Source organism: Rhodoferax bucti (assembly GCF_005876985.1).
Lineage (GTDB): Bacteria > Pseudomonadota > Gammaproteobacteria > Burkholderiales > Burkholderiaceae_C > Allorhodoferax > Allorhodoferax bucti.
Genome location: NZ_VAHD01000001.1, coordinates 559,910 through 572,263 on the forward strand (window position 1 = coordinate 559,910; position 12,354 = coordinate 572,263).

General features: G+C 61.6%; 8 protein-coding genes. 2 read left to right on the forward strand and 6 right to left on the reverse strand.

The window, feature by feature from the left end; all coding sequences use genetic code 11:
* Positions 1–2: 2 nt before the first annotated feature.
* From FDM28_RS02675 to FDM28_RS02695, 5 genes are all read right to left on the reverse strand, one after another.
* Entirely contained in the window at positions 3–2,636 is a 2,634-nt protein-coding gene (locus FDM28_RS02675; protein ID WP_138512764.1) for a DUF1631 family protein, read from the reverse strand.
* A gap of 21 nt (positions 2,637–2,657) precedes the next feature.
* The gene (gene secF, locus FDM28_RS02680) at positions 2,658–3,611 is read right to left on the reverse strand and encodes a protein translocase subunit SecF (RefSeq protein WP_138512766.1); all 954 of its coding nucleotides are present in this window, start codon (positions 3,609–3,611) and stop codon (positions 2,658–2,660) included.
* Between the two features lie 11 nt (positions 3,612–3,622).
* The gene (gene secD, locus FDM28_RS02685; RefSeq protein WP_138512768.1) at positions 3,623–5,503 is read right to left on the reverse strand and encodes a protein translocase subunit SecD; all 1,881 of its coding nucleotides are present in this window, start codon (positions 5,501–5,503) and stop codon (positions 3,623–3,625) included.
* A gap of 27 nt (positions 5,504–5,530) precedes the next feature.
* Positions 5,531–5,860 carry a preprotein translocase subunit YajC gene (gene yajC / locus FDM28_RS02690; protein ID WP_087495958.1) on the reverse strand — a complete coding sequence of 110 codons (330 nt, stop codon included), beginning with the start codon at positions 5,858–5,860 and terminating at the stop codon, positions 5,531–5,533.
* Between the two features lie 132 nt (positions 5,861–5,992).
* Positions 5,993–9,622, reverse strand: a complete 3,630-nt coding sequence (locus FDM28_RS02695; protein WP_138512770.1) for an indolepyruvate ferredoxin oxidoreductase family protein — start codon at positions 9,620–9,622, stop codon at positions 5,993–5,995.
* A gap of 118 nt (positions 9,623–9,740) precedes the next feature.
* Between FDM28_RS02695 and FDM28_RS02700 the strand changes: the two genes are divergently transcribed.
* Both FDM28_RS02700 and FDM28_RS02705 read left to right on the forward strand, forming a co-directional pair.
* Positions 9,741–10,250 carry an Lrp/AsnC family transcriptional regulator gene (locus FDM28_RS02700; protein ID WP_138512772.1) on the forward strand — a complete coding sequence of 170 codons (510 nt, stop codon included), beginning with the start codon at positions 9,741–9,743 and terminating at the stop codon, positions 10,248–10,250.
* Positions 10,247–10,894: a hypothetical protein gene (locus FDM28_RS02705; protein ID WP_138512774.1), complete on the forward strand. Its 648-nt coding sequence runs from the start codon at positions 10,247–10,249 to the stop codon at positions 10,892–10,894. Before FDM28_RS02700 ends, FDM28_RS02705 begins: the two co-directional genes overlap by 4 nt.
* A 16-nt stretch (positions 10,895–10,910) precedes the next feature.
* Here the strand turns inward: FDM28_RS02705 and FDM28_RS02710 are convergent, their stop codons facing one another.
* Positions 10,911–12,353 carry an FGGY-family carbohydrate kinase gene (locus FDM28_RS02710; RefSeq protein WP_138512776.1) on the reverse strand — a complete coding sequence of 481 codons (1,443 nt, stop codon included), beginning with the start codon at positions 12,351–12,353 and terminating at the stop codon, positions 10,911–10,913.
* Position 12,354 lies beyond the last annotated feature (1 nt).

Genomic DNA, 12,354 nt, shown 5'->3' on the forward strand with positions numbered 1-12,354 from the left:
GTTTAGCTGAGCAGTCGCTCCGGGTTGGCTTCCAGCTTGGCCAGTGCATCCCGCGTGGCGCGCACCGTCAACGCTTCTTCTTCCTGCGGCAGAAGCAAGCCGGCCTGCAAATAGGCTGCCAACCGCCCGCCCTGGATCAAAAAGCTCTTGCCGGATGTAGAGGCAAACAGATTCAGGTGTTTGCGATCGCTGCGCCAGGCAAACTGCACTTGGGTAATTTGATGGTTGTGGTCCAGGGTGTACCAAGTGCCCAGTTGCAGCTCTTGCGCCCACGCCATCATGGCCGCAGTCGGCTTGGAGCCCCCGTTGGCGACCACTTCGATGGCCGACGCGTCTATACCCAGCATCATCTCAATGCTCTCGGCATCCAGCGGCAAGTCGCCCATGCCGTCTTCTGAGACAAAGTCTTCCAAGTTGCCCAGGCGCTGGGCCATGGCATCAATTTTGTCCTGCGGAATCGCCTGGGTCTTGGACATGAAAGCGTCCGCCAGGGTATCGCTGATCCGCTTGACATGGGCTTCCTGCTCGGAGGGTGCCATCGCCAACAGCGTCATGCCTGAGCGCAAGCGCAGCAACAAATTCGGCAGGTCTTGAATCACCCGGGCCCGGTCTGCCCGGTTCGGCTTGGCACTGGCGGCCCAGACAAGATCTGTGGCGGACTTCTTGAGTACCAGCGTATCTGCGTGTTGTGGGCCCTTGCGCACTGCTGCTACGGCCAACACTTCGGCCCATACCTTGAACAGGAAATCCCGGATTTCATCGCGCACCGGCATGTCTTTGAGCATGTTGCGCATTTCGATGGTGTACTGGATCGTCAGCGTTTCTTTTTGCTCGACCTGCTGGGCGACCCCCACCACCTTTTGCGCCGGGCCTTTTTCGGTCAGGAACTTGGCGAGAAACTTCTGGAACTCGTCATAGACGATCTGGTACACCTTTTTGCCGGTTTCCGGATACTGCTCCACCACTTGCACAATCCGCTTGATTTCGGCCTCCATGGCGCTGCCATGCACACCGACCGCATCAAAACCCATGACGCACGAGCCCATGCGGTCAATCAGCATGCGCGCGGGGTGGGTAGCGGTGCCGAAGAAGTCCGGGTCTTCCAGCGCCACACGCAGCACCGGCATTTGCAGGCGGGCAAACCACACCCGGATGCCTGGCGGTATGCGCTCTTCCGCGAGAATGGCCTGAAACATCAAGGCCACGATTTCGATGGTGGCTTTTTCGCCCTTGGTTTCGGCCTTCTTTTTGAGTTCGGCTGTTTTCTCGCGCAGGTCTCCCGCAACCCGGGCGACACCGGCCGGGCTGTAATCCTCGTACAGCGTTCCGCCGGCTGCGTAGGACGCCTGGCCTGGACGAGGAGCCATCGCTGCAGCCAACGCGGGCGATGGGGCATGGTGCTCTGTACCCACAAAGTCGCCACCGCCGTGGGTCACAAACAGGCGGCGAATTTGCCCAATCACCCCCTGGGCGCGGCTTCGCGCACGGGCCAGCGGGGTCGTGGCGGTCAGCATCCGCGTTTCTTCAGATGCGCCATAAACCTGTCCAGGACCGCTTGCAGAACCGGACGATTGCCGCCAAAACGGCGTGGAGCCCCCTGTAGTCACAGCCTGAGGTCCGGAGGCAGGCACCGCATCACCAACGCTCTGTGGCGCAGCCGGGCCCGAACCCCAGCCCAAGCGCCCGCTGAAAAAGCCACCGCCAGAGCGCGCAACCGGTGCGCCGCCTCCCAAAGCACCCGCACCGGAAGGAACACCATAAGCTCCCCCAGCCTGGGGCATCCCCCCGCCTGAAGGGGGTAAACCACCGCGACCCGTTGCAGGCGCAAAACCCGTACTCCCGCCATACCCGCCACCGTGCTGAAACCCGGTTTGCGGGGCATAACCAGGGTCGGCGTAACCCACATCCCCGTATGCGCTATTGCCATGATCAGGAGGATTGGGCATGCCAGGGGCAACCGGCGGGCGAGCAGGCGCAGAAGACCTGACCGGAGCCTTCACGCGGTCTTTCAACTCAATCGTCGGCATCACGCCTTTGCTGATCAGCAAGTCATTGGCGTTTTTGTAGGCCACCGTCAACCGCTCGATCAACAGCCGCTGCACCACTTCCGTGACCATCGGCCAAGATTCGCCGGGCATACCGGAGGTCGCCCATTGCTCGACCAGCAACAGCACCAACACCTCGGGGCGGAAGATGTCATGCCCCTCCAAATCCTCTGTACCTTCTAGGTACTTGATGCGAATGCGCAAATCCTCCAGCTGAGGCAGCACTTTCTCATTGACTGCCAGCACCATGCGGGAGGCGAGGATTTTGTTCTCCACCACCTCGGTGCCGACCAGCTCCAGTCCGGCAGACTCCAGACCCGAGGATTTTTTCTGCTTGGGCGGCTCCAGGCATTCACGCCAGGCCTTGGTGGTGCCGTCTATCCACAGGGGACGGCTTTGCTTGTAGGCCATCCAGATATCGCGGCGCAACTGGGCATCCCGCGCATTGGTCAACTCATCCACCAAGGTGGTCAAGCGCTCCTGGACTGCGCCACTGATCTCCAGCAAGGCCTTGCCGGCCTCTGCAAGAAAACGCTCACGCAGCGCACGTGTCAACTGCAATCGCGGAGAGAGCACGGGACCGATTGCCATGAGTCAAGCCACCTTTACTACTTACACCACTGCGCCTGAGTTGGGGTCGCTCGAATCGGTGTCTTTCTTGCTGCCACCTTTGATCAGGTCTTCGCGCTGGATGCCCAGCCACATGGCAATGGCAGCCGCCACAAACACCGAGGAGTAAATGCCGAACAAAATGCCGATGGTCAAGGCCAAGGCAAAGTAATGCAGGGTAGCGCCGCCGAACAGCAACATGGACAGCACCATCATCTGGGTTGCACCGTGGGTGATGATCGTGCGGCTGATGGTAGATGTGATGGCGTTGTCGATGATTTCTTCGGTGTTCATCTTGCGATAACGCCGGAAGTTTTCCCGGATACGGTCAAAAATCACCACCGATTCGTTCACCGAATACCCCAGCACCGCCAACACAGCGGCGAGCACCGGCAAGGAAAACTCCCACTGGAAGAAGGCGAAGAAACCCAGAATGATGATCACATCATGCAAGTTGGCGATGATGGCCGCGACCGCGAACTTCCACTCGAAACGCATGGCCAAGTAAATCATGATGCCGACCACCACAAAGGCCAATGCCTTGAGGCCGTCATGCGCCAGCTCATCGCCCACCTGGGGACCGACAAACTCGGTACGACGCAAGCTTGCCGTGCTGTCGGCCGCCTGCAAGGCCGTCAGCACCTTGTCGCTTTGCTGGCTGGATGTGCTGCCCTTTTGTACCGGCATGCGAATCAGCACATCTTGTGCCGTGCCGAAGTTTTGCACCTGCACATCATTGATGCCCAGGTTGGCCACCGTGCTGCGGATGGAGTCCAGATTGGCCGGCTGAGAGTAGCTGACTTCCATCAACGTGCCGCCCGTGAACTCTACCGACAGGTGCAGTCCGCGTGAGAACAAAAAGAAAACTGCGGCAACAAACGTGACAAACGACACCAGATTGAATACCAGCGCATTCCGCATGAACGGAATATCGCGGCGGATTTTGAAGAATTCCATGCCTTATTCCTTTACGGGGTGGTGACCTGCTGGCCGGACTCCGGACGCCAGACGGTCCCGATAGACACCGTTTTCAGCTTCTTTTGACGACCGTACCACAAATTAACCAAACCACGGGAGAAGAACACGCCCGAGAACATACTGGTCAAAATACCCAAACAATGCACTACGGCAAAGCCGCGCACCGGACCGGAACCAAAGGCCAACAAGGCCAAGCCGGCGATCAGGGTGGTGACGTTCGAGTCGATGATGGTGGCCCAGGCACGGTCGTAACCCGCATGGATGGCGGCCTGCGGCGAGGCGCCGTTGCGCAACTCTTCGCGCACACGTTCGTTGATCAGCACGTTGGCGTCAATCGCCATACCCAGCACCAAGGCCATCGCGGCCATGCCAGGCAGTGTCAGCGTGGCCTGCAACATAGACAGCACCGCCACCAACAACAACAGGTTGAAAGCCAGCGCAATACTGGAAATCACACCAAACAGCATGTAGTACACACACATGAAGATGGCTACCGCAGTGAAACCCCACGCTACGCTGTGGAAGCCCTTGGCAATGTTTTCTGCACCCAGGCTGGGGCCGATGGTGCGCTCTTCAATGATTTCCATGGGCGCCGCCAGAGAACCGGCGCGCAACAGCAACGCGGTATCCGCAGCCTCTACCGTGGTCATGCGACCGGAAATCTGCACCCGGCCACCGCTGATTTCAGAGCGAATCACTGGAGCCGTCACGACTTCGCCCTTGCCTTTTTCAAACAGCAAGATGGCCATGCGCTTGTTGATGTTCTCGCGGGTCACATCACGGAAGATGCGGGCGCCCTTTGCATCCAAGGACAGGTTGACCGTGGGCTCCTGGGTTTGACCATCAAAGCCGGGTTGTGCGTCGGTGAGGTTTTCGCCGGTCAGGATGACCTGTTTCTTCACGATGACAGGGCGGCCATCGCGGTCCAGGTAACGCTCCGAGCCAAAAGGCACGGGGCCGCTGCCGGTTTCGGCGGAGCGTGCTTCGGTGCCTTCGTCCACCAATCGGACTTCCAGCGTAGCCGTGCGGCCCAGAATGTCTTTGGCCTTGGCCGTGTCCTGCACACCGGGCAGCTGCACCACGATACGGTCCAGACCCTGCTGCTGAATCACCGGCTCGGCCACGCCCAGCTCATTGATCCGGTTGTGCAGCGTGGTGATGTTCTGTTTGAGCGCCTGCTCCTGAATGGTCTTGGCCGACACCGGCTTGATGCTGGCAACCAGCTTCACATCGGCCCCATCGGCTACAGACACGGTTTCGAGGTCCGCAAATTGGTCCTGGATGATGCGCTTGGCAGCATCCGCCGTGGCAGCGTCCCGGAAACGCACTTCTACGGTTTGTGCATTGCGGGCAATGCCGCTGTGGCGCACATTTTTCTCACGCAACACCGTGCGAATGTCCCCTGCGAGAGATTCGGCACGCTTGGTCAACGCTGCCTGCATGTCCACCTGCAGCATGAAATGCACGCCGCCGCGCAAGTCCAAGCCGAGGTACATGGGCGATGCATGCAAAGCGGTCAGCCACGCGGGGGAACGGGACAACAAGTTCAAGGCCACGATATAGGCCGGGTCGGCCGCATCCGGGTTGATGGCCTTCTGAATAGTGTCTTTGGCCTTGAGCTGAGCATCGGTATCCGCAAAGCGGGCCTTGATAGACGTGCCTTCCAAAGCCACCGCATCGGCGGCCAACCCCGCATCCTTCAAGGCTTGCTCAACACGGGCCAAAACGGCAGAGTCCACCTTCACGGCAGACTTGGCCGCAGACACCTGCACCGCCGGTGCTTCACCGAACAGATTGGGCAGGGCATACAAGCCACTGACCACCAGCGCGACCAGAATGATCGCGTACTTCCACACCGGATAACGGTTCATGATCGCGCTTTGCTTCGGGTTGAATACTTACTTGATGGAGCCCTTGGGCAACACCTGCACCACGGCGCTGCGTTGCACTTGCACTTCCACGCCGCTGGCCACTTCCAGGCCGACATAGCTGTCGCCCAACTTGGAAACCTTGCCCAGCACGCCGCCGGCGGTCACCACTTCATCGCCCTTGGCCAAAGCGTCAATCATGGCGCGGTGCTCTTTTTGCTTCTTCATCTGGGGGCGGATCATCACGAAATACAGCACCACAAACATCAGCACCAAGGGGAGCATGCTCATCAGGGAGGATTGCATGTCGCCTCCGGCAGCAGCAGGAGCGGTTTGGGCAAAAGCAGAAGAAATGAACACAGGCAAACTCCACAAAAGGGAACAAAACAAAAACGTTTGCGGCCAGAGAGCTGCGCGCAGGCAGGCCTCTGGCCAGACAACCGGTCATTGTAAGCGGGGGAAAAGGCCCGCCCGGGACAAGCGGGCAAGGCCCTAAGCAGCCCGGGCTTGTTGCAGGGCTGGTGCTGCGTGGTAGCGGGCCAACAGCTCTGCCCACTGGACGCGGGCCGCCTTCAGATGGCGGGCTTTAACGTGGCCATAGCCTCGGATGTGCTCCGGCACGCGAGCAAACGCGGCAGCCGCATCCCGGTTGGCCACGGTCAACGTAGGCAACAGGCCCTCGATGGCCTGGCGATAGTCCCCCACCAACGCCCGCTCCTCCCGGCGCTCTTCTGAATAGCCGAAGACGTCCAAGGCGGTACCGCGCAACACCTTCAAAGGCGCCAGGAGCCGGAATGCCAGCCCCATCCAGCTGCCGAAGCGGGCCTTTTGCGACTCGCCCTGCGCATTTTTGCGCGCCCACAATGGCGGCGCGAGGTGGTAGCTCAGCTTGAAATCGCCTTCAAACAAGGCACCCACCTTGGCGTGGAAAGCCGCATCCGTATGCAAACGGGCCACTTCATACTCATCCTTGTAAGCCATGAGCTTGAAGAAATAGCGGGCAACCGCCTCGGTGAGCACCAGCTTGTCCACGCCCAATGCGGACTCCGCACTGCGCACCCGTGCCACCAGATCGGCATATCCTTGGGCATAGGCCGCATTCTGGTAGCCGGTGAGGAAGGCGATGCGGCGCTCCAACATGGCCTCCAGCGATTCATTGGTACGAGGGTGAAAGGCCACTACCTGACCCGGGTTGATCGCGCGCTGCACGGCAGGCCAGTCTGCCGCCGCCCGGCGGCCCCACTCAAAAGCCGCCTTGTTGTTGCTCACAGCCACCGCATTCAGCTCGATGGCGCGCATCAAGGACGCCAGCCCCAAAGGAATCCAGCCCTTTTGCCACGCATAGCCCAACATCATAGGGTTGGTGTAGATGCTGTCGCCCATGACCTTGGTGGCCACCGCATCGGCATCAAACAGCCCGACATGGCTTTCGCCCACGGTGCGGGTGATGTCGCTCACGCACTGGTCGCCCGGGTTGGTCCAGTCGGCATTCTTCACAAAGCCGGCGGTAGGCACCGTGTTGGCGTTCAACGCCACATGGGTGCGACCGGGACGCATGCGGATCAACGTTTCTTTGCCTGCCACCACGACCGGATCACAGCCCAGCACCAAATCTGCAGATGCTGTACCGACCCGCGTGGTGCGGATGGCATCTTGCGACGCGCCGATCAGCACATGGCTCCAAGTAGCCCCGCCTTTCTGCGCCAAACCGCCAGCATCCTGGGTGACGATGCCTTTGCCTTCCAGGTGGGCCGCCACGCCTAACAGTTGTCCCATGGTGATCACCCCCGTGCCGCCCACGCCGGCCACAATGGTGCCCCACACACCTCCCTGCACCGTTGCAAGGTCGGGAAGCTGCGGATCAGGCAGCGCCGGCCAGCCGCTGACATCGGTTTGCAGCTTGACCGGCTTCTTCAGGCTACCGCCTTCCACCGTCACAAAGCTGGGGCAAAAGCCTTTGACGCAAGAGATGTCTTTGTTGCAGGTGCTCTGGTTGATCTGGCGCTTGCGTCCGAAGGGGGTTTCCAGCGGCTCCACGCTCATGCAGTTGCTTTGCACGCCGCAGTCGCCACAGCCTTCGCACACCAACTCGTTGATGACTACGCGCTTGGCGGGGTCCACCATGGTGCCGCGCTTGCGGCGGCGGCGCTTTTCGGTGGCACAAGTCTGGTCGTAAATGATGACGGTGGTGCCTTTGATGTCGCGGAACTCGCGCTGGATGCGGTCCAGCTCATCGCGGTGCTCAATGGCAATACCCTCGGGCAGCCCCTCGACTGCATCGTATTTTTCAGGCTCGTCTGTCACCACTATGATTTTGATAGCGCCTTCCGCACGCATGCTCTGCGCGATCTGCACCACAGAGTGCCCTTCCGGCCGCTCACCCACCTGCTGGCCGCCGGTCATGGCCACCGCATCGTTGTAGAGGATTTTGTAGGTGATATTGACGCCGGCCGCAATGCTCTGGCGGATGGCCAGCAAGCCGCTGTGGAAGTAGGTGCCATCGCCCAGGTTGGCGAAGATGTGCTTGTCGTTGGTGAACGGTTGCTGCCCGACCCATGGCACGCCCTCGCCGCCCATTTGGGTAAAGCCATCGGTGCTGCGGTCCATCCAGATGGTCATGAAGTGGCAGCCGATACCGGCCATCGCCCGTGAACCTTCCGGCACTTTCGTGCTGGTGTTGTGCGGGCAGCCTGAGCAGAACCAGGGTTGGCGAACCGCAGCCGCTGCACCGGAGTTACCCAAGTCAATGACGTGCATGGCACGCTCTTTGGCTTCCAGAATCGCCATCTGGGCATCGATGCGGGCGCTGGTGTCGGCATCCAGCCCTAGCTTCTTGATGCGCTGGGCAATCGCGCGGGCGATGATGGCCGGCGACAAATCCGCATTCGCGCGCAGCAAGGTGTTGGCACTCGGGTTGGGCATGGACCACTCGCCACCGGCGCCGTAATGGTCGGGCGTTTCCACCTCGTTGAACTTGCCCAGCACCGTGGGGCGCACGTCCGCGCGCCAGTTGTACAGCTCTTCTTTGAGCTGGTATTCGATAACCTGGCGCTTTTCTTCCACCACCAGAATCTCTTGCAAGCCGGTGGCGAATTCGCGGGTCAGCTGCGCCTCCAGCGGCCACACCACACCCACTTTGTGCAGGCGGATGCCGATGCGGCGGCAGGTGTCGTCATCCAACCCCAGGTCGAGCAGGGCCTGGCGGGTGTCGTTGTAGGCCTTGCCGCTGGAGATGATGCCGAAGCGGTCGTTCGGGCCCTCAATCACGTTATGGTTCAGGCGGTTGGCACGGATGTAGGCCAGCGCGGCATACCACTTGTAATCAAACAGGCGGGCTTCCTGGTCCAGCGCATGGTCGGGCCAGCGGATGTGCAGACCACCGGGAGGGAGCTCAAAGTCGGCCGGCATGCGGGTGATGACGCGCTCAGGGTCGATGGTGACGGTGGCGCTGGACTCCACAATTTCCTGGATCGTCTTCATGCCCGCCCACACGCCGGAAAAACGGCTCATGGCAAAGGCATGCAAACCGAGGTCCAGAATCTCCTGCACATTGGCCGGGAAGAACACCGGGAACCCGCAGGCCTTGAAGATATGGTCGCTCTGGTGAGCGGCGGTGGAGCTTTTGGAAATGTGGTCATCCCCCGCCACGGCGATCACACCGCCCCAGGGCGTGGTGCCGGCCATGTTGGCGTGCTTGAACACGTCGGAGCAGCGGTCCACACCGGGGCCCTTGCCGTACCAGATGCCGAACACGCCGTCGTACTTGTTGCTGCCCGGCGGTGCGAAGCCCAGTTGCTGCGTACCCCACAGGGCGGTGGCGGCCAGCTCCTCGTTCACCCCCGGCTGGAACTTGATGTGGTGTGCTTCGAGGTACTTTTGCGCCTTGACCAGCGACTGGTCATAGGTGCCCAAGGGCGACCCGCGGTAGCCGCTGATAAAGCCCGCCGTGTTCTTGCCGGCGCGCTGGTCGCGCACGCGCTGCAGCATCGGTAGCTTGACCAGCGCCTGCACGCCGCTCATGAAAGCGCGGCCGTGGTCGAGGGCGTATTTGTCGTCGAGGGTGACCGAATCCAGCGCCGTGCGGATGTGCGCGGGCAGGTCCCGGTTGAGGGGTGCATTCATGGTGCTTGTCTCCGTGTTTTTGTTCGGCAAAGTGTATGCCCGCAACCCAGATAGGTGTTTGCTTTCTTTGCCTTAAAACCACCTCTTAAAGAACGATTCTTTCTCCATAATGCGTTTTATGGAAACACTTGACCGCTATGACCTGGCCATCCTGAGCGAACTGCAAAACGATGGGCGCCTCAGCAACGCCGAGCTCGCCACCCGCGTGGGCCTGAGTGCGGCGCCGTGCTGGCGGCGGGTGAAGGCGCTGGAAGAGAGCGGCTTCATCACCGGATACCGGGCGGAAATCAACCGCCACAAAATCGGGCTGGGGGTGCTGGCCTTTGTACGCCTGGATGCCAACCGCAACAGTGGGGATGTGTTGCAGGCGCTGGAGGACGCCATTCGGCTGATTCCGGAGGTCATTAGCTGCCACTACATCAGCGGCACCGGCACCTTTGAGCTGCAGGTGGTCAGCCGCGACCTCAACAGCTTCAGCCAGTTCGCGCGCGAAGTGCTGATCAACCTGCCCAACGTCAAAGACCTGCACACCAGCTTCTCGCTGGGCGAGGTCAAGGCCAGCAGTGCGCTGCCCTTGAGCCAGTTACAAGCGCCGCCCACAGGCGCCACCATGAAAGGACGCCCATGAACCGCAGAGATTGGCTGGCTTTGGCATTGTTTTGGCACCTGGCGCCCGCTGTATATGCGCAAGCAGCTATCAATTCAGGAGCAAATGCAACTCCTTTGCCCTTGCGCAATCTGCTCATCGAAGTGAGGCAGGTGCAATCCGAAGACGGCCAGCAGGCGGACATAGACGTACAAGGCGGCAGGGTCACAGGCGGCCTGGCGCAAGGCCGGAGCAGCGGCACGGCGGTGCAACAAATTCTCATTTTGAATGGCCGGCCTGCACGCATCGCGGTGCAAACGCAAACGCCATTGCGCCTGCTGCAAAGCTTTGTGCGCAACGGGCAAATCGTGACCACCCAAGGGACCGTGCTAATAGAAGCGGGCACGGGCTTTAGCGCGCTACCGCGTTGGGACGGTGGAGATATGGTCGAGGTGGAGCTCAACACCCAGCAAGCACTGCGCCCCCTGTTTCCCCAAGCAGGAGCAGTGAATGCTCCACCGGTACAGTCCAGCACCGGCAGCAGCATGCTGCTCCCAGTGGGCGAGTGGATGACAGTGGCAGAGACCGAGCAAAACCTCCAAAACAACCAGCAGAGCCTGCGGGGCGCACAACTGCAAGGCAGCACCACCCGCACCGAGGTGCAACTGCGCGTCCAGCTGCGCTAGCCCCTGCGCAGAAGTGTCAGGCCGGTAAAGCCGCCAACCACGCCGCGTGGTAAGCCTGCAGCCCTTGCACCGGGGCCGGCTCTATCGGCAACACATCAGCAGCCGTGCCCTGCCCCCAGCGCGAGAGCATCCAGGCGCCCCGGGCCGTGCCCTCCACGGCATCGTGACTAACCCGGCACTTGGCCTGCGGCATCAAGGCCTGCAAACACCCGAGAAACACCGCATTGCGGGCCAAAGGCCCTTCCACCACCACCGTACGGGGCAGCTGGCTGTCGCTCCACAAACGCTGCACCAGCCAGGCCGTGGTTTGGGCGCAGTACACCGAGGCCAAGGCTGCGCGTTGGCCGGCAGAAAGCCCGGCCGCTGCACTATCAACAAACTCTTGCGCCCCCACACGCACACAACCCGTCTGCCCCCGGAACGGCCCGCCATGGGCGGCAAAAGAAGGCAAGGCCAGCACACCGTGAGTGAGCACGGTGTGCACATCACCCCAGTCCGCCGCATCCGGCGGTGCACCGGCCAGCAGGGCCTCAAACTCGCGCCCGCCCATGAAGCGGGCGGTGGGAGTGGCGCGGCCCAACACGTCCACATTGGCCAGCATGTCCCGCTCCGCCTGCAAGCCGTGGGTAGAGGCCCCCGGGGCCATCAGCACCGTCCAGGTGCCGGAAGACACCACGGTCAGCGCCTGCTCGTCAGCCGCCTCGGCAGGCGTGGCGCCCAGGTAGCGCGCCAAGCAGGCGTTGCTGTCATGCACACCGGTGTGCACCACGCAGTCCGGCGGCAAACCGAAACGGGCGGCCATGTCGGGCAACACCGGGCCCAACACCTCCCACGCGGAGCGCAGCGGCGCAAACAAGGCCGCCCAGCCCGCCGCCTGGGCTTGCACAGAGAACTGCCCGCTCTGCGGTTGCCACAGATGGGTGTGGCAGCCCAGAGACGACACCTCGCTGGCCTGCACACCACACAGGCGCCAGGCCCAGTATTGCGGGTAGGGCACGAGGCAGCGGGTACGCTGCCAGGCCTGTGGATGCAGGTGCTGGATGAAGAACAACTGCCGCGCTGCATTCAACCCCGCCGGCAAATCGGGCGACAGGGTGGCCCCAAACGCATCTGCAGAATCTGCAAAGGCCTGTGCCAGTGCGGGGTGCGGGCCCAAGGCGTCATATTCGTAATCCACCGGGTCCCAGGCCAGGCGGCCATCGTCTGCCAAAGCCACCAAAGCGGCACCATGGGTGGAGGTGACCACCCGGCGGCACCGGCTTGCATGGGCGGAAGCCCGCAGGGTATCTGCCATCCACGCCTCCAGGCCCTGCACATCCAGCGCGGGGTAGCCGAGGGCGGAAGGCACGCTACGGTTGTCACGCCCGTAGCGCTCCACCACCTCGCCTGCCGCATCGAGCATCAAGAGCTTGGCGTGGCTTTTGCCGATGTCGATCACCAGCGTCAGTTCATCCGGCACG